Below are 18,184 nucleotides of genomic sequence, written 5' to 3' on the forward strand. Positions count from 1 at the left end.
ACCGCGACGTCAGAGGCAATCGATGAGTGAACCGAATGACGCGATCCGTGCGCTCCGTACCACTCTCGTTGCGAAGGAACGCGAGCTGAACGGCCTCTACGATCAGCTTGCCCGGGTAACCAAGGAACGCGATATTGCGATGAAGTCCGCTGCAGCGGGACAGAACGCGCCTGCTGCACAGCCGCTATCTGGTGTCGTCGAAACTGATGACCGGCTCGTACTGCAAGAAGTTGGTATCTACACCTACCAGCATCCGTTGCAGAACGCCGAACAGTATCGGGAACGACTTGCAGATGTCCGCGATCGAATCAAGAAATCGGTGACTTCAGGGTCGGCCATTGAGGCATCGGACTTATTCAGTTTCAACAACTCTCTGGCAAGGGGCCGGAAAATGACCGGAGATCTTTCGAAGCTGATGTTGCGGGCCTACAACGCGGAAGCCGAGAATTGCGTCCGAACACTGAAGGCAGGCAACCTTGTTACGGCGATCAATCGGCTGGAAAAGGCGGCCTTATCTATCGCAAAACTTGGCACGATCATGGAAATGAAGGTGGCCGAGGACTATCACCGCCTGCGCGTCAGTGAACTCGAGCTGACCGCAGATTATCTGATGAAGGTGCAGGAAGAAAAGCTCGCTCAACGTGAAGAACGTGAACAGCTACGCGAACAGCGCAAAGTCGAACAGGAACTCGCTCGAGAACGGGAAAAGCTCGAGAAGGAACGCTCACATTATCGGAACGTCTATGACTCGCTCGGTGACCGTGATGACCTCGAGGCCAGAGAAATTCGTGCAAAACTGATCGAGTTGGAATCGGCGATCGAGCAGAATGACTATCGGCGCGCGAACATTCGTGCTGGCTACGTCTACGTGATTAGCAACCAGGGTGCTTTCGGACCGAATGTAGTCAAGATTGGTATGACGCGGCGACTCGATCCGATGGATCGAGTCAAGGAACTCGGAAGTGCGTCTGTGCCATTTCCGTTCGATGTTCATGCACTGTACTTCTCCGACGATGCGGTCACACTCGAAGCGGCGCTCCACACCGCGTTCACTACTCGCCGGTTGAATCATGCCAACTTGCGACGAGAGTTCTTCTTCGCAAAGCCGTCGCAAGTACGAATTGTGCTTGCACAGCAGGTTGGGAACCTTATGGAGTACAACGAGGAACCGGAAGCTACGCAGTATTTCCAGAGTCGGGGGAGTTGGCCTGCTGCCGAGGAAATCTCGCTCCCTTCCTAGCGAAGCAACGAGAGAACGAACTTCGGCGATGCGAAGGAGCCGTGTGGCTGGTGTGTTGGGCGTTGCGTCGGCTCTTGAGTGTGCTTAGGCCTCGCGTGCGAGGACTGCCTGCGGCCATCGCATCGCTGTCAGCGACATCGGGCCGACTGCGCGAGCATGCCTGATAGTGAGCGACCGGTATTGTCCGAAGTATGAGGCTCCAGGCGACGACGGTTGTTGTCCTTGCTGCCGCGCTGGTTGGGTGTGCCAACACAGACATCGCTGCAGATCAGCTCAACCCGACGATTGCGCGACCGCAGCCGCCGAGCGAACAATCAGAGCTTTACGTAGCGGCACTGCACCAGCTCGTACTCGTCGACAATCCTTTTGCGCGGGCACCGTCGCCAGTCCGGTACGTCTACATTGTCGACGGCAGTAAACCGCCTAGCCCGGTGCCGTCCTTCGGCACCGAAGGAATGCAGATCGAATCCGAACTGAAGAACGAGATCACAGCCCAGTCCGGCGATCTCCCTCCCATCGAGTTCATTGCGAGCCCGGACCAGCGAGCCGACCCGGAACGAAGCGGTCTCACCGGAGTCGAAAACGACGGCGTGATCATCAGCTTCGTCCCCACCCAGCGACAAGAGAATGGGACGGCTCACGTCGGTGCGTACCTCTGGTGCGGCATTGACTGCGGAATCGGACTCACCTATGTCCTCGACAATGTCGACGGACACTGGACGGTCACGGGAACGACCGGTTCGATCAGCATTTCCTGATCTGCTGCGATTCTTCGCGCTCCTTGTGTGCACTGCGACGAATAGACTTCGGTGATGCCCCACTCCGCTGATGCGGTCTCACATCCGATCGGATTGTGGGGCGTTGTGGCCATCGGCGTCGGAGGCATGGTCGGTGGCGGGATCTTCGCCGTCCTCGGACTATCGGTGCAAATCACCAAGGGCGCCGCCCCGGTCGCGTTTCTCCTGGCAGGACTGGTGGCGTTGTTGACCGCGAGATCGTATGCGCTGCTCTCGAAGTCGTATCCGAGCCGCGGCGGCACGGTGACGTTCGTCAATCGTGCGTTCGGCACGGGATTGTTCTCCGGTGGAATCAATGTCCTGCTGTGGATGAGCTACATCGTCATGTTGGCGCTGTATTCGCAGGCGTTCGGGAGTTACGCGTCCAGTTTCCTACCACCGGAGTTTCGCAGCCTTGGCAAGCATCTCCTTCTCACAGCGGCGATCGTCGTCATCACCGTTCTCAACATCGCCGGTGCATCTACGATCGCTCGCACCGAGCGCTATGTCGTGGCGATCAAGATCGCGATCTTGGTGTTGTTCGTGGTGGTCGGGCTGGCGGGGGTGTCCGCAGAACGGCTCGAACCGTCACAATGGAGCTCCCCCATCTCCATCGTCGCAGGCGGCATGATCATTTTCTTGGCCTACGAAGGATTCGAACTCATCGCCAACACCGCCGAGGATGTCGACGATCCCGGGCGCACCCTCAAGAGGGCCTACTACATTTCGGTGCTCTTCGTGATCGTGTTGTACGTGCTCGTCGCTGTTGTCTCTGTGGGAGCCGTGCCGTTGGCAAGCCTGATCGACGCGCGTGACTATGCGCTGGCCGAGGCCGCCCGCCCCGCCCTCGGAGCAGTCGGGTTCACGATGATCGGCATCGCGGCGATGCTGTCGACCGCTTCAGCGATCAACGCCACTCTGTATGGATCGACTCGGATGATCTACGTCATCGCGAAGTCGAGAGAACTACCTGCCCAGCTCCAACGGCCCATCTGGAACCACCCGATCGAAGGGCTGCTGATCACCTCCGGATCGACCATCGTGCTGGCGAATGCACTGGACCTGAACAGCATCTCCACCATGGGTAGCGCAGGCTTTCTCATCATCTTTGCCGTAGTGAACGCCGCTGAAGCTCGCACCGCGCGCCAGCGTGGATCGACGCCGTGGATCTCCATCCTGGCAGCTACGGCATGTGCCGGCGCGCTTGCAGCTCTACTCGCCGAGAGCACCGTCGGCCCCGCTACCGTCCTGGCGGTCATGGTGGCGCTGTCCTTCGGTATCGAAGCAGCCTTTCGGCACTTTCGTGGCCCGGTCCCCCAGCTGTAGGAACTACTGGCCGATCAGGCCAAGTCCCCGCCAGATAGCTCTCGGACGCGGGTTGGGCCGAGCTCTTCTGGAATAGTTTTACGTATGGAATCTGTTGTGACCTTGTCGCCGAAGGACGCGGGTGAGCTGTTCACGCTCCAGCGTGCCGCTTACGTGACCGAGGCCCAGGCCCACGAGGATCTGAATCTTCCTCCGTTGGTCGAATCACTGACCGAGGTGACGAATGAACTCGACAAGCCTGAAGTGGATTCGTTCGGGTTGCGCGATGGCGCACAACGCCTCGTCGGAGCGGTACGTGTGCGTGTCCTTCCTGCAAATGCGCGGTGTGCCGAGGTGGGAAGGCTGGTTGTAGCCCCTGATGTGCAGGGTCGTGGATTGGGAAGTCGGTTGCTCGAACTCGTGGAGGAGCGAGTTTCTGATGACATCACCGAGCTGAAGCTGTTCACTGGCGAACGCAGTGTCGGTAACCTGCGGCTCTACTCCAGATTCGGGTACCAGGAAACGCACCGTGTACCGACTTCGAGCGGCTATGCACTTGTCTATCTGAACAAGCGACTGCGATAGAAATTGTCCTCATATGGTCGGTACGTTTCCGGCTCGGCATCTTCACCGCCAAGAACTGTCGTGTGCTCTATTTACTGTCGCACGGTTGGGACTGCCCCGAGTTCAGTTGACTCGTGGGGTTGAGTGATTCAGGCCGCGTGTGCGGTCTGATTGATTGTCTCAAACTCGACTGGCGTGAGTTTGCCGAGGCGTCGTTGGCGACGCTTGCGGTGGTAGGTCCGGTCGATCCAGGTCACGATCGCCAGACGTAACTGGCGTGTCCCCGGCGAACGGGGCCATCATGTTTTAGAGTCTTGTTGCCCATGAGCTGGGCGGATAGGACTATGGAGAACATGGCTGGACGGAAGCGGAACTCCGCGGAAGACATCGTGCGCAAGCTGCGACGAGCAGATGAGCTCACCGCTGCAGGGAAGACGCAGGAGGAGATCGCGGCGGAGCTTGAGGTGTCGGCGGCGACCTTGTACAACTGGCGTCGCCAGTACGGCGGCATGGACACCGACGCCGCGAAAGAGCTCAAGGAGCTGCGGGAGCAGAACGGCAAGCTCAAGCGACTGCTTGCCGACGCTGAGCTGGAGAAGGACGCTCTTCGGGAGGTGGCGCGGGACGCTCCTATAGATGTCAAGTGGTCAATGCGCGATAGTCCTCTCGTAGTGCGCTGAACACTTCTCGCGCCAGGTAGCGTTTTTGGCATCGGAGGATCTCGGGCATCGACTTCCCCTCTGCTGTGCGGCGTTTGGCGTAGGCGCGGGCTACGTCACTGTATTTGAGGCGGACGACGACTGCGGTGTGCAGGGCCTGGTTGGCTCGCCGGTCGCCGCCTCGATGAAGTCGGTGACGATGTGTGTTGCCTGACGATGCGGGAATCGGGGCTACGCCGCATAGATGGGCGAACGAGGATTCCGATCGTAGCCGGTCAGGATTGTCGCCGACTGTGATGAGCAGTGCGGCGGCCGTATCGGGTCCGAGGCCGAGGATGCCGGAGGTCAGCGGTGCTGTGTCTGCGACCAACGCGGTCAGGTGTTTCTTGAGTTGATCTGCTTCCCTGCGCAACTCGCGGCACCTCTTCGCCAGTGAGCGGAGTGCGACCATCGTGGCATTGTTCGGATCGGCCAGTGCGGTGAGGTCGGGTTCGAGGGCGATGCACGCGTCGAGGAGTGCCGTGGTGGTGCGTCCGCGCAGGTGGGTGCGCAGCGATTCTGGGGCGGTGACGATCATCGAGCGGACGGCGTTCATTGATGCGGTGGCCGCTTTGACCGCGCTCGATCTAGCGACGCGCAGTGCTCGGATCGCTTCGATGGGTCCGTCCCCGTGTTTGGGTTCGGAGAGTTGGTTGCGGGCCAGGACTGCGCGGGCTGCTGCTTCGGCATCGATGGGGTCGCTTTTTCCGACGTTTCGGCGGAGCTTGCGGTTCGGTCGGGGTACTTCCACGACCGCGATGTCGTGGGAGCGGAGATGCCGGGTGAGGCCGGCACCGTAGGAGGAGGTGCCTTCGATGCCGACTGCGATCGGGTGGCCGTGTTGTCGGATCCAGTCGGTGAGTTCCTGGTAACCGTTTGTGGTGGTATCGAATTGACGACTTTCGAGCAGGATTCCGGTGTCGGTGATGACGGCAGCGTGGTGGGTGTCTGCGTGGGTGTCGATCCCACAGTAGATGCGGTGTGGATGTCGTTTACGTGTCACGTGGTGGCCTTTCCTCAGGGGCGGTGGCGCGAGGTTCGGACGGGCCAGTGACGGGCCGGATCGGGGCGGCAGGCTCCTATGAGGTCACGGACATCGCGTGCTTCTCTGTTGTGTTGTGCGGCCCGGTGGTGCGGCGGTCGACGGGTCCCGCGAAAGGCACCGTGTGGGCCAGGAAAATTCAGGGTCAGACCGCCTCGCCATCGGGTTGTTGATATTATTACTGGAAAATTTTGAGCCCAGCTGCCAAGCGCCGCGCTGTCGACATGCTCGTTTCGACGATGAACATGTCGAAACGATTGGCGTGCAGAGCAGTTGGGCTTGCCCGCTCCACCTATGCACGAACATCGGTCGCGCAGACACCCGCCGACCCCGACGCCGCACTCAGAGCCGAACTCCGCAAATACGCAGGCACACACCCATTGCACGGGTTTCGACGCGCCTGGGCGCATCTGAGGCACGACAAGGGCATGACGGTGAACAAGAAGAAGGTCCACCGAATCTGGAGGGAAGAGGGTCTGCAGGTTCGGATCTACCATCCCCGCAAACGCGCCGGCATCAGTTCGTGCCCGCAGATCGAAGCCGACGCCCCGAAAGTGGTGTGGGCTATGGATTTCCAGTTCGACTCGACCGTCGATGGGAAGGCCATCAAGATTGCGTCGATGATCGACGAACACACCAGACTGTCGGTGCTCAACATCGTGGAGCGCTCGATCACCGCGCAGCGGCTGACCGAGGAGTTGGGTAAGGCGTTCGCGCTGTGGGGAGGGCCGCCTCAAGTGTTGCGAATGGACAACGGGCCGGAGTTCATTTCCTCTGTGCTGCAACAGTTCTGCCGGAATCGAATCGGTATCTCGTACATCCCGCCGGGCACGCCGTGGAACAACGGACACATCGAATCCTTCAACAATCGACTACGGAAGGAATGCCTCAACCGCAATCACTGGACCAGCCTGCTCGAAGCGAGGGTCGTGATCGGCGACTTCAAGGACGACCACAATAATCGACATCGCCACTCAGCGCTGGGCTACCTCACCCCGGCTGAGTATGCTGCCCAATGCACCCACACGCACCAACCCGTGGGCTGCGAGATCGACTGACATCAATCACACCGTGGCTTTAGAACACGGTGGTCCGACTATCGGGGACCTGCCATAACTGCTCCCGGGTGGACCAACGCTGACGGTCGAGAACGTTCTTCTGCAGTAGGGCGAAGAACGACTCCATGGCAGCATTGTCTCCGCACGCCCCGACCCGTCCCATTGAGCCTTGTAATCCATTGTGGGACAATGCATGTACGAACTTGCGTGACCGGAATTGGCTGCCGCGATCCGAGTGAACAATGGTCCCCACCGGGTCGCGTTGTTCGACTGCGTTTCGTAGCGCGGCCACGACGAGGGACGCTTTCATGCGGGAATCGATCGAGTAGCCGACAATCCGGTTGGAGTACAAATCCTTGATGGCGCAGAGGTAGAGCTTGCCCTCTACGGTGCGGTGTTCGGTGATGTCGGTTAGCCAGACTTGGTTGCGTTCCTGTGCCGTGAACTGGCGGTTGACGAGGTCGTCGTGGACAGGCGGTCCGGCTTTTCTGTTCAGGCCGCGCTTCTTGGAGAACACGGACCAGAGCCGTTCCTGGGAGCACAGTCGTGCGACTCTGTTCTCGCATGCCTTGATGCCGCGGTCCGGTAACTCGTCGGCGATGAAGCGGTAACCGAACGCCGGGTCGTCGGCGTGGATGTCGCGGGCGATGTTGATCAGGTGCGCGTCATCCCAATCTCGTTGCGTGACTGGTTGTTTCTTCCATTTGTAGAACGCTTGGGTGGAGAATCCGAGAACCCGGCAGGTCACTGTGACGGGCACTCCGTCGGCAGCGAGGTCGAGGACCAGCGGGTAGATCATTTTGGGTTGACGTCCCGGGAGAGGTAGGCGACGGCGCGGCGCATGACCTCGGCTTCTTGTTCGAGCAGTTTGATGCGTTTTCGGGCTTCTCGTAGTTCGACGGATTCGTCCGAGTTGCTCGCTTTGGGGCTGGTATCGATGCCGTCGTTGCGGTTGGCGATCTTGAGCCAGCGGTGCAGGCAGGCTTCGGAGACTCCGAAGTCCTTCGCGATCTGGCGCAGCGGGGCCTCGCCTTTGCGCGCGACGGCGATGACGTCGCGGCGAAACTCCTCGGGAAATGCTTTCGGCATGGGGAACATCCTTCCACCGTGAGGAGCGATCCTCACAGATCAGATGTCAACACTAATAATGGTTGAAGCGTCGAGCAGCGTCGTCTGACTCGAATGTCAACTGACTGAATCATGTCCTCGTTTGGATTTGTCGGCGGCCGTTGCTCGACGCTCCCGCCTCGACACCGCTGCCGAAGTGGGGCGTCGCCGAGTCTCGGTTGTGTGACCTCATAGGAGCCTTGACCTCATCGTTAGTGTTTTGTCCGCTAACCGCGCCCGGCGGCGACACGACAGGACGACTAGTCGTCCACCGAGTACGGGATGGGGTAGAAATTGTCCGGAAATTCAGTCGCCCACGCGGTCTACGCGGGAATCGACACGCACAAGGATTTTCACGTCGCCGCGGTCGTCGACCATCTGGGTCGACTGCTAGACACATTCACAGCCGCGACGACGGTCGCCGGGTATCGAACTCTGCTGCAGTGGATTACGTCATTCGGCGACGTGGACCGGATCGGAGTCGAAGGCACGGGCTCCTACGGAGTCGCCATCACCCGACTGCTTCGCGACCGAGAACTCGAGGTCGTCGAAGTGAACCGGCCAAACCGGCAGATGCGGAGACTGCGCGGCAAAACCGATGCGGTCGATGCCGAAGCTGCGGCGCGGGCCGCTCTCGCCGGCGCCGCAGCGGCCGTCCCGAAGTCGCACGACGGAGCTATCGAGTCGATCCGACTTCTCCGTGTGACACTGACTGGTCTGCGCAAATGCTCTACAGCGCTGACGAATTCGCTGCGCAACATCATCGTCGGTGCTCCACCGGAATTACGCGATCAACTCGAACCGATGACCATCGGCACCTTGTTGCATCATTGCTCCAGCTTCCGTGTCCCGGCCGGCGCGCCTACCGACGCTCGGGTAGCCGTCAGGTCGACGCTTCGTTCACTCTCACGGCAGATCCTCTTCCAGCAACACGAGATGGATCGGCTCCGAAGCGAGTTGACCGAGCTGGTGCGCCGAGTCAACCCCTCGTTGCTCGCTGCGCCGGGCATTGGGGTTGACAGCGCTTCGACCCTGCTCGTCACCGCAGGAGATAATCCCGAACGACTCCACAGCGAGGCATCTTTCGCTGCTCTGTGCGGCGTGTCGCCGATCGAAGCGTCGTCGGGCAAGCACACCCGGCACAGGCTCAATCGCGGCGGAGATCGCCAAGCGAACAACGCCCTGTGGCGTATCGCGCTGATCCGATCCTCCAGCGATGAACGCACCCGCACTTACGTGGCGCGGAGGACCGCCGAGGGGAAATCGCCGCGGGAAATCAGGCGTTGCCTCAAACGGCACATCGCCCGTGAGGTCTACACCCTTCTCGTCCACCCGCAGTCCGTCCCCGGCACCGATGACCTTCGGCCACTACGCCACCGAGTCGGTCTGTCGATGCAGTCCTGCGCCGACCACTTCGCGGTCTCCCTCACGACGATCTCGCGCACAGAACGGGCTATCAAACCGAACCACCAATTCGCCTCTCGCTACCGCGAATGGTTGACGGGACAACTTGCCGATTCCGCTTGACACCAATAGGAGCATCCAAACCTGGGGCAGTCCCTACCGTCGCCGCGAAGGACAGCGTCGGCGCCGCCGTCCAGGAATACGACTTGGCCGGTGATATGAGAGTTTTCTTTGGACACCAGCCAGGAAATCAATTGCGCCACCTGTTGTGGCTGGGCATGACCGTTCAACGGCATCGGCACGCTGCCATCGATAGCCTTTAGACCTGCATCGGTGTCGAGCATGGCCTGGATCATCGGTGTGACGATGGTGCCGGGGGCGATGGCGTTGAGCGGAATGCCCATGCCTGCCCACTCAGCCGTGACGGCGTTGCGACGCACCCAGCGTGCGATCGCAGCCTTCGACGACGAATATATCTGTGCACCGTGGCCGCTTTCCACGGCGGACCGGGCTGCTGCTGTTGCCGCCGCTTCGTCGCCGGCAAGTGCGGCTTCGACGATGGAAGAATCAGTGGGGTGTAGTGACGCTACAGACGAGATCACCACGGCCCTCGGATCGGTCCCTTCGACGAGTAGAGGCCGCAAGCCCTCGAGGGTAGCCACAGCACCGAAGTAGTTGACACCAATGGTGATCGGGTCGAACAGTGCGACGCCCGCGCAGGCTACAACCCCGTCCAACCTTCCGCCTGTCAACTGGTGAGCCTGTTCGACGAGCTCGCGTCGTCCGTCTGCCGTCGCGAGGTCAACGGTGATATCGCTGTCTCGCAGATCTGCGCCGACGACGTGAGCACCCTGGTTGCGCAGATGCGCGGCAGCGGCAGCACCGATACCGGAAGCACTACCGGTCACTAAGTACGTTCTGGTCATGTCCCGCCTTGTCATGGTTCTAGGAAGCGTGATCGCAATGTGCCCATATGAGACAAGGTGCCAATCTATGCCATCATGCTAATGTGTGTCAAAGGCCTCGAGGAGGAATTGTGACTCAACCGCAGCAGTCTTTGATGGATCGTCGGCGGGCGGCAGTGCGGATGGACATCGCTGCAAGTGCAGCGCGACTTTTTGCTGAGCGCGGATTCGACGCGACCTCGGTGGAGGATATTGCGCGCGGAGCCGGAATGTCGGTTCGAACCTTCTACCGGCACTGTGATGCGAAAGAAGACACCTTGACCCCAGTGGTCGTTTCGGGGATTCGCCACTTCGTAGAATGCCTGCGAAACTTACCCGAGCAAGAATTGGTGTCAGCGTCCGTACAGCAAGCATTTCTGCAAGTATTCGAACGTTACAAAAATACAGAAGGTATCTCGTCGAGTGAACTTTTCGTCATCCTCACTTCAGTGCCCGGCATCCACGCGCGATGGATGGTTGCGGCACATGGACTAGCCGAGGAAATGCGACCGCTCCTTGCCCGGCGTGCCGGATTGGAACCTGATGGTCTCGAGGCTCGCATGTTGTCGCATACGCTGATCGGCGCGCTCACAGTCACTTTGGAGTACTGGGCAACCCAAGAACCTGGCGATCCCAACGAGATCGGCCGACTCGCAGCATCAGCGTTGTCAGTGCTCCGGGTCATTACCGTCGAACAAGAACACTGAACTGACTCCAGATTCGAAAGATAAGGAAAAAGAATGATTCGATCTATCACACGCAACGTAATTGTTCCCGTGCTACCGGATCTCGCATGGGAGTACGTGGGGGACTTCGATGCTCTCGCGTCGTGGCATCCCGGTGTTCCTCCCGTAGAAATGGAAAACAATGCGGACCCGACAGAGATAGGTTCTGTCCGAACCTTTTCCGTAGACGGACGAGTAGTGGCCCGTGAGCAATTACGTGCTCGCGATGCTGAGGGGCGCAGCTACAGTTACGAAGTACTCGACCCGATGCTGCCCGTCCGTGACTACATCGCGACGATCGCGGTCGTCCCCCACGATCAGGGCTCAGAAATCCAATGGAGCGCTACCTATCGATCCGGCGACGATGCTGTTGCCATGATCGAGCAGGCATATGGCGACAACGTCTACAGCACTGGACTCAAAGCTGTTGGAGAACATTTTGGTGCGTAGCGGTTCGACGATCGGGTGCATGCTGACGAGTATCCGCCCTCATGACCGGTCCACGAATGCTGTGCTGACTCGCCATCGACATCTGAACCTTCAAGCCTCGATGGAACGGCCGGTGGAGTCACGCACTGTCGAATTTTTGCGGGGTATCGAGTGAAGCTGTCACCACCTCTTGATCATCTCTGTCGAACACGTCGATCGTGACGTGGCGACGGCGAGGTGGTGTCTTGCCGTGATCGAGCCCCGGGTGAAGGATGGGCTCAACGGCTGTTCGGATCTGTAGCGGAGGTTGCAGTGAAGAAAGTTGTTCATACCCTGCTCGTCTGCGCATCCGTTGTGATCGGTTCGACGCTTGCGACGGTTGGCACAGCGTCCGCAGCTGTGACCGTTCCGTTTCAAGTCGACCCGGCACCGTTCGGAAATCCGAACGGCAGCTTCGACGTTCCCGCGGGGCGATGTGTGGCGGTGGTCGGCGAACAGCCCGGCACGGTGACCATCACCGGTGGCAAGGAAGGCCGGTGGGGGTGCTTACTCTCGTCCGACGTGCATTGGTTGAATCTGTCGACCGGAGCGTCTGGCTCCGCGCGAATGTGGGACGGATTATATGGATTTCCGTCCGAGGCGACGTTAGTGAGTGGGTCTGGGCGCATTGTTGGGACCATCGTCTCCAACCTTGAGGCGATCACTCCGGGATTCGTAAGCCTTTTTGTTCCATAGAAGCCGTGGGACGAGAATCAGTGTGGGGTCATTCGGACGGTTGAATTTTTGAACCGACTTCTGCATTTCAGCTGTTCATGGTCAGTCGATCGAGTATTAGATTCCGCTGGAGCCTGGAGCAGGTGGTATCAATTTGAAGTACATAACCATTCTGCGACCCAATGGGACGAAGCAGAAGAATATCTGTGCTGATGGTCTCGAAGAATTCTGATGTGACAGTGCAACCGTGGGGAATACATGCTCGGACGCACACTCAGCGGATCTGAATGACAAGCAGTAACGGGCGACCACCCGACGAGTAAGGAACGACCATGACGACACCTCCTGGATGGCACGCGGACCCGGAAGGCTCTGCACAGCTACGGTGGTGGGACGGCCAACAGTGGACGTCCGCTCTTCAGCCAGATCCGATGAAACCGACTGCGTCCGAACACTTGTCAGGTGCTCCCGCCGATCCAGCGTCCGGTGGATCCAACCGCAGGAAGTGGCCATGGGTCGTGGCCGCCGGCTTGGTGCTGCTCGTCGTTACCGGTGCGCTGTATTCAGCGGGCAAGTCATCGGACGACGTAGCGAACGGGCAGGCGGCCACAACGACACAATCGAGTGCGGTCGAAAAGGCTCCGGTCATTCCGAAAGCCACGACCACGACTGTCCCCCCGCCCCCGCCCCCGCCCCCGCCCCCGGCACCAGTCCTGCCGGTGGAAACTACCGAACCTGAGGCGCCGGCACCTATCGCTCCTGCCGCACCGAAGACGACCGAGACGGCCAGCGGGCAGACGGGGATGACCGGCGGACAGCGCAATGCTGTGCGTGCGGCCAACAGCTATCTGGACTATTCGTCGTTTTCCCGACAGGGTCTGATCGATCAACTGACGTACGAGGACTACTCGACCGAGGATGCGACCTTCGCTGTGGACAATGTCGCGGCTGATTGGAACGAACAGGCCGCGCTCTCCGCTCAGGACTACCTCGACTACACAGCCTTCTCGCGTCAAGGCCTCGTCGATCAGTTGATATACGAAGGGTTCACCCCTGAACAGGCTCAGTACGGAGTGGATCGGACAGGGCTCTAGCCTCCCGGAGGCTACCTGCGCCAAGGATGTCGGGATCCAACGGTCACTCCGCCGCGGGCGCTGCGCCGACAACACTCACCGGGTTGATTGCCGAGCAACCAGGCCTCAGTTGGCCAGCCCGTATCAGCACCTGCAGCCAGGCAGCTCGCGCGACTCGGTCGGATAGTCTGACTCCGTGAATCTGGGAGTGGTACTCGAACGGGTGTTTGCGGGAGAAGCCAGCGACGTGCCGGATGACCCGACGGCGACCAAAATCCTGGATGCAGCGGTAGGGGCATGTGCCGCTAGCGGCATCGGTGCACTGACGATCGACGGTGTTGCACGTCGCGCCGGCGTCAACAGGACCACCATCTACCGCCGCTTCGGTGACCGCGATGGAGTGCTGCAAGCGATGACTCTGCGCGAGGGTGAGCGCATGGCGCAGGGGATCATGAAGTCTCTCGAGGGGGTCGAGGATCCGGCCGAACAGCTCGTCGAAGGCTTCGCGGCTGCGGTGCGCCTCACCGAAGCGCATCCGGTGATCCGACGCACCGCCGAGTTCGAGCCGCAGGACCTCATCGCGGCGGGGTTGGCCGACGAAGCCGCGTTGCTTCGGTTGGGCAGCTCCTTCGCTGCCGCTGGTGTACGAAAGTTGCAGTTGGACGGCCGGGCGACTCATCTCGATGCCGATGCGATCGGAGAGACCATGGCACGGCTGTTCGCCTCGTTCGTGCTGATCCCCGCGCAGTACTCGATAGATGTTCGTTCCGAGGCGGGGGCGAGAAGCTATGCGAGACGAACTCTGGTTCCGTTGCTGCTCGGATCGGCCGGAAACGCTTGACGGTGTGCAACACATGCGACAGTATGTGTTGCATGGCACGCATCATGAATTCACCGCTTGATTTTGGCATCTTCGGCCCCGAATCGGTGACCTGGAAGGTCTACCGCTATCCGACCTCGATGACGGTGGGCTTCACACGCACCGCGCTCACCGAGATGTTCGACCCACTGGTCGTGGCTTCGGTTGCCGGCACCGACTCGCTGAGACAGCGCGCCGCCGACCGGTACGACCGCACTTTGGAATACGCGGGCGCACTGGTGCTGGCGGATAGTGCCACGGCCGCACAGGCCGCGGACACTCTGATGCGCATACATTCGAAGATCAGCGGTCTCGATCCGGAAACCGGGCAGACTTACGACCCCAACGATCCGGTAGGTCAGCTGTGGATTCACCTCACCCAGTGGCAGTCGGTTCTCCACGTTTACGAGCGATTCGGGCCCGGACGCTTGAGCGAGGAAGACGAACGCCAATACTGGAAAGAATGCGCGATTGCCGCACAGTTCCAGACGATCGACCCCGCTGATGTCCCGCGGAGCCGTGCCGAGATGCGGGCCTACTACCAGCGAGTCCGTCCCGGAATGTTGATCAGCGAGACTGCAATCGAACATGCACAGATCATTTTGGACGGTGCCAATCCTGCGCTCACCGAGCTCCCCGGTCCATTGAGCATCATGAGCCCGCTGGCCCAGTGGTTGCTACGCCGAGCCACAATAGCCACCCTGCCTCGCTGGATGCGCACAGCAATCGGGTCTCGCCAAGGACCGATCGTCGACGCAGTAGTTACCGCGGTCTTGCGCCCGGCAATGCGACTGGCCGCGCGTCAGCCGAAGGGGTTGGCCAAGAAGCTCGAAAGTGCCTCACCCCGGGCCTATGCCGTGCTCGCACCCGCAATTCTCGACATACCGCCGACGACACCCGAGACCGTTACGGTGCAGGAAGCCTTCCGGCGCGCAGGAAGACCCTTGCCGCGTGAGCAGTACCTGGCCCTCGTGGGCGACTCGGTCAACTCAGCCCTCTGATCACCGAACTCGAATTTCGGGGTCGATCGACTATTACAGTCGAGTTATGACTCCTGTGAGCTGGACATTCGATGCATCAGATGGAGGGCAACTGACGATCAAGACGGACGTCACCGGCAAGGCGTCCAAATTGGGCCACCGTCTCACCATTGCAATGAAGTCGTGGACGGCCGCCGTCGACTGGTCTGGGAACACTCCCACCTCGGTCACCTTCACCGTCGAAGTCGATTCACTCGACGTGGTCGGCGGTGAAGGTGGTGTCACGCCGCTGATCGGGCCGGAAAAGATCCTCGCAAAATTCAACGCGCTGAAGACCTTCGACGCGAAACGGTACCCCCAGATTCGCTTCCGCTCAGACGAAATCGCCGCGATAAATACCGGATTCAGCCTCCGCGGTACGATGGAGATCCACGGCATCACCCGGGGCATGACTGTGAACGTAACCGTCGTTGAAGATGGTATGAAATGGCACTGTGCATCGGAAAGCACAGTGCGCCAGTCGGATTACGAAATCAAGCCGTACTCACAGATGCTGGGTGCTATGAAGGTGGTCGACGAGGTGACAGTGTCCTTCGAGGCCGAGCGCACGAAGCCGTGCCTGAATCCACCGAGTCGGTAATCGACGAAAGATCTCAGGTGCGACGACAACTATTGTGATGCGTGACGGGTACTTCGCGTTCGCTGCGTGGACAACCACGACTTGGCACTTGCGGTCTTTCGAGTTCGACCGAAACCGTGCACACTACGTCGATGACTCGAAAACGATGGGTACAGAAGGCGATCGGTTCAGCAGCACTACTCGTGGCAATCGGTCTGACCGCGGGGTGCGGGAACAATTCAGCGTCCGCCGATGGACCGCCCGGCGTCAACGTCAACGGCGTCGGTGAAGTCGAAGGCACACCCGATACCCTGACGGCGCAGATCGGTGTCGAGACGATGGCCGGCGACGTCACCACCGCCATCGATCAGGCGAACACCGCGGTCGGCACAGTGACCGATGCGATATCGGCCGCAGGCGTCGATCGCGAAGACATTCAGACCCAACAGGTGTCCATCAACCCCCAGTACTCGGGTGGGATGCTCGGCGGAACCTCAGAGATTTCCGGCTACCAGGCAACCAACACGTTGCGAGTCACGGTTCGGGACCTGTCGAAGGCTTCGACGGTCCTCGGCGACGCCACGTCCGCCGGTGGCAACGCAACCCGGATCTCCGGAGTGTCATTCCGCATCGACGACGATTCGGAACTGATATCCGACGCACGGGCCCGGGCATTCGCCGACGCCCGCGATCGCGCTGAGCAGTACGCGACGCTCTCGGGTAGCGATCTCGGGCAAGTTCTGTCCATTACCGAGAACATCACCGGGCAGGACCAACTGTCGAGATTCCCAGAGGGCGCGAGTATGGCCGACTCATCGGTCCCCATCGAACCCGGGCAGCAGACTGTCAGCGTGTCCGTGGCCGTCAAGTGGGCCTTGGACTGAGCCGCACCAATTTCCTCGGTGTCTAGACCAACTTGTTGTCTCGGTTGTCCCAGTACGGTTTCCGGAGGTCGCGTTTGAGGATCTTTCCGGTGGGGTTGCGGGGGAGGACTTCGACGACGTCGATACTCGTGGGGCATTTGAACTTTGCGAGACGGCCGCGGGTATAGGTGATCAATTCGGATTCATCGACGATCGCGTCGGGCACGAGAACGACAACGGCTTTGATCGTTTCACCCCAACGGTCGTCGGGGACGCCGATGACCGCGACCTCGGCGATTGCGGGATGCTCCACGAGGATCCGTTCGATCTCAGGTGAGTAGACGTTCTCACCACCGGTAATGATCATGTCCTTGAGGCGGTCTTCGATGAATATGAAGCCGCCACCATCGGCTCTTCCCATGTCCCCGCTGCGCAACCACCCTTCGGCGGTGATGGTTTCGGCTGTAGCCTCGGGTTTACCCAGATAGCCCGGGGTGCATTGTTCCGACCGCCACCACAGTTCACCAGTGATGCCGGTTGGTGCATCCTCGAGTGTCACGGGATCGACGATCCGGACTTCCATACCGGGGATCGGCGTCCCAGCCGAGGCCATGCGTTCGGTCTGGGCCTCATCGCGATGAACGTCGGGCATCAACGCGGTGACCACCCCAGCCAACTCGGTCATGCCGTAGACCTGTACGAACTCGGTGTCCGGCCAGGCAGCAAGCGCAGCGCGCAGCAGTGGCAGCGGCATCGGTGCAGCGCCGTAGATGATGCGTTTGAATGCCTTGAACGCGTTGATTGCTTGTTCTCCCGCAGCCAACACCCCTGCGATCACCGGGGGAACGAGGAAGGCGATGTTGGCGCCGGCCGCGAGTCCGGCAAAGATAGACGGGCCGTCAGCTTCCCGGGTGAAGTAGCAGTACTTACCAGCATGAATTCCCATAATGGCGTAGCAGGTTCCACCGACGTGGAACATAGGCATGGCGATCAAGAATCGGTGGTCTTCCTCCACCGGCATGATTTCGAGCATGCTGTCGCTGTGTGCGAAAAGGTTTCGATGTGTCAGCCGAATACCTTTGGGACGACCGGTAGTCCCTGAGCTGTAGAGAATCAGTGCAGTTGCATCCGGGCTTACATGTGGACGGGGGTGTAAAGGCGAGACTCCGTCGATCCAAGGCTCGAACTCATCGTGTTCACCGCCTATCGAGAAGATCCTTTCGACGGCGGTCAGACGGTCGCGGATCGCAAGAATCTGGGGATGGAGTTCGCTGCCGACGAACAGGATCCGGGCACCTGAGTCGGCGAGCACGTAATCGAGTTCTTCACCTGCAAGCCGCCAGTTGGGAACGACGTTCGCCGCACCGAGAAGTGAAGCAGCATAGGTGACTTCGATACATGACAGATGGTTTTTGTCGACAAAAGCGACCGTATCACCGGCTGCGATACCCGCATCGGCGAGGGCGGCCGCGACGCGGAGGATGCGGTCATACCACTGTGACCACGTGTATTCCGACCCTTGAAATGCCATCGCAAGCTCGTCCGGTTTGACCGTCGCCCAATGCTCGAGGCGATCGGAGATGATTGCTGCGGTGGAATCGGACATCGAACCATCCTCATATCGTATTGACGTGCGGATTACGCAAGTCCGGTTGCCTCGCAATCGTGAACCGAATATTAACTTGGGCCTCGGTCCGGCGGACGACTTCCGTTCAAATCGAAGTCACCGAGTTCGCGACGGCGAGAGTGCAATGCCTGCCGTCAGCAAAGGGGACCGAGGTTCT

General features: G+C 60.1%; 19 protein-coding genes and 2 pseudogenes. 15 read left to right on the plus strand and 6 right to left on the minus strand.

What is annotated here, in order from left to right; genetic code table 11:
- The first annotated feature begins 22 nt into the window (after positions 1-22).
- From E5720_RS20775 to E5720_RS20790, 4 genes are all read left to right on the plus strand, one after another.
- Positions 23-1,240: a DUF4041 domain-containing protein gene (locus E5720_RS20775; RefSeq protein WP_136172194.1), complete on the plus strand. Its 1,218-nt coding sequence runs from the start codon at positions 23-25 to the stop codon at positions 1,238-1,240.
- A gap of 191 nt (positions 1,241-1,431) precedes the next feature.
- The gene (locus tag E5720_RS20780) at positions 1,432-1,998 is read left to right on the plus strand and encodes a hypothetical protein (protein WP_136172195.1); all 567 of its coding nucleotides are present in this window, start codon (positions 1,432-1,434) and stop codon (positions 1,996-1,998) included.
- A gap of 54 nt (positions 1,999-2,052) precedes the next feature.
- Positions 2,053-3,342: an APC family permease gene (locus E5720_RS20785; RefSeq protein WP_136172196.1), complete on the plus strand. Its 1,290-nt coding sequence runs from the start codon at positions 2,053-2,055 to the stop codon at positions 3,340-3,342.
- An 84-nt stretch (positions 3,343-3,426) separates the two neighbouring features.
- Positions 3,427-3,906 (plus strand): GNAT family N-acetyltransferase, encoded by a 480-nt coding sequence (locus E5720_RS20790; protein WP_136172197.1) that lies wholly within the window; start codon positions 3,427-3,429, stop codon positions 3,904-3,906.
- A gap of 128 nt (positions 3,907-4,034) precedes the next feature.
- Here the strand turns inward: E5720_RS20790 and E5720_RS22225 are convergent.
- Positions 4,035-4,166: pseudogene (locus E5720_RS22225) on the minus strand (IS3 family transposase); the annotation flags it as partial.
- Between the two features lie 72 nt (positions 4,167-4,238).
- On the opposite strand from E5720_RS22225, the pseudogene E5720_RS22230 reads away from it, so the two are divergent.
- Positions 4,239-4,508 (plus strand): annotated as a pseudogene (locus E5720_RS22230) (transposase); the annotation flags it as partial.
- 16 nt (positions 4,509-4,524) lie between these two features.
- Here the strand turns inward: E5720_RS22230 and E5720_RS20800 are convergent.
- On the minus strand, positions 4,525-5,586 hold the full coding sequence (locus E5720_RS20800; RefSeq protein WP_247596072.1) for an IS110 family transposase: 1,062 nt from the start codon (positions 5,584-5,586) through the stop codon (positions 4,525-4,527).
- A 230-nt stretch (positions 5,587-5,816) separates the two neighbouring features.
- On the opposite strand from E5720_RS20800, the gene E5720_RS20805 reads away from it, so the two are divergent.
- A complete protein-coding gene (locus E5720_RS20805; RefSeq protein ID WP_136172198.1) occupies positions 5,817-6,683 on the plus strand; it encodes an IS3 family transposase in 867 nt (288 codons plus the stop codon).
- A gap of 19 nt (positions 6,684-6,702) precedes the next feature.
- Here the strand turns inward: E5720_RS20805 and E5720_RS20810 are convergent, their stop codons facing one another.
- Together E5720_RS20810 and E5720_RS22235 are read right to left on the minus strand one after the other, a co-directional pair.
- On the minus strand, positions 6,703-7,587 hold the full coding sequence (locus E5720_RS20810; protein ID WP_247596367.1) for an IS3 family transposase: 885 nt from the start codon (positions 7,585-7,587) through the stop codon (positions 6,703-6,705).
- Complete coding sequence (locus E5720_RS22235; protein WP_247596073.1) at positions 7,479-7,772, minus strand: transposase; 294 nt, start codon at positions 7,770-7,772, stop codon at positions 7,479-7,481. Before E5720_RS22235 ends, E5720_RS20810 begins: the two co-directional genes overlap by 109 nt.
- Positions 7,773-8,084: 312 nt before the next feature.
- Here E5720_RS22235 and E5720_RS20815 point away from each other — a divergent pair, with 312 nt between their 5' ends.
- Entirely contained in the window at positions 8,085-9,317 is a 1,233-nt protein-coding gene (locus tag E5720_RS20815; protein WP_210729917.1) for an IS110 family transposase, read from the plus strand.
- Here the strand turns inward: E5720_RS20815 and E5720_RS20820 are convergent.
- On the minus strand, positions 9,275-10,120 hold the full coding sequence (locus E5720_RS20820; RefSeq protein WP_136172199.1) for an SDR family oxidoreductase: 846 nt from the start codon (positions 10,118-10,120) through the stop codon (positions 9,275-9,277). The two genes, E5720_RS20815 and E5720_RS20820, sit on opposite strands and share 43 nt — an antisense overlap.
- A gap of 110 nt (positions 10,121-10,230) precedes the next feature.
- Between E5720_RS20820 and E5720_RS20825 the strand changes: the two genes are divergently transcribed.
- From E5720_RS20825 to E5720_RS20860, 8 genes are all read left to right on the plus strand, one after another.
- Positions 10,231-10,845, plus strand: coding sequence for a TetR family transcriptional regulator (locus tag E5720_RS20825; RefSeq protein ID WP_168708393.1), 615 nt, complete (start codon positions 10,231-10,233; stop codon positions 10,843-10,845).
- A gap of 33 nt (positions 10,846-10,878) precedes the next feature.
- Positions 10,879-11,313 carry an SRPBCC family protein gene (locus E5720_RS20830; RefSeq protein ID WP_136172201.1) on the plus strand — a complete coding sequence of 145 codons (435 nt, stop codon included), beginning with the start codon at positions 10,879-10,881 and terminating at the stop codon, positions 11,311-11,313.
- Between the two features lie 291 nt (positions 11,314-11,604).
- A complete protein-coding gene (locus tag E5720_RS20835) occupies positions 11,605-12,027 on the plus strand; it encodes a hypothetical protein (RefSeq protein WP_247596074.1) in 423 nt (140 codons plus the stop codon).
- 311 nt (positions 12,028-12,338) lie between these two features.
- Positions 12,339-13,100: an Ltp family lipoprotein gene (locus E5720_RS20840; protein ID WP_136172202.1), complete on the plus strand. Its 762-nt coding sequence runs from the start codon at positions 12,339-12,341 to the stop codon at positions 13,098-13,100.
- Between the two features lie 175 nt (positions 13,101-13,275).
- Positions 13,276-13,920 (plus strand): TetR/AcrR family transcriptional regulator, encoded by a 645-nt coding sequence (locus tag E5720_RS20845; protein ID WP_136172203.1) that lies wholly within the window; start codon positions 13,276-13,278, stop codon positions 13,918-13,920.
- A gap of 44 nt (positions 13,921-13,964) precedes the next feature.
- On the plus strand, positions 13,965-14,939 hold the full coding sequence (locus E5720_RS20850; RefSeq protein ID WP_168708394.1) for an oxygenase MpaB family protein: 975 nt from the start codon (positions 13,965-13,967) through the stop codon (positions 14,937-14,939).
- Between the two features lie 46 nt (positions 14,940-14,985).
- A complete protein-coding gene (locus E5720_RS20855; RefSeq protein ID WP_136172205.1) occupies positions 14,986-15,558 on the plus strand; it encodes a YceI family protein in 573 nt (190 codons plus the stop codon).
- A 131-nt stretch (positions 15,559-15,689) separates the two neighbouring features.
- Entirely contained in the window at positions 15,690-16,421 is a 732-nt protein-coding gene (locus tag E5720_RS20860; RefSeq protein ID WP_136172206.1) for an SIMPL domain-containing protein, read from the plus strand.
- A 22-nt stretch (positions 16,422-16,443) separates the two neighbouring features.
- Here E5720_RS20860 and E5720_RS20865 read toward each other — a convergent pair whose 3' ends face one another.
- Positions 16,444-18,006 carry a long-chain-fatty-acid--CoA ligase gene (locus E5720_RS20865; RefSeq protein WP_136172207.1) on the minus strand — a complete coding sequence of 521 codons (1,563 nt, stop codon included), beginning with the start codon at positions 18,004-18,006 and terminating at the stop codon, positions 16,444-16,446.
- Positions 18,007-18,184: the final 178 nt, after the last annotated feature.

The organism is Rhodococcus sp. PAMC28707 (assembly GCF_004795915.1).
Lineage (GTDB): Bacteria > Actinomycetota > Actinomycetes > Mycobacteriales > Mycobacteriaceae > Rhodococcoides.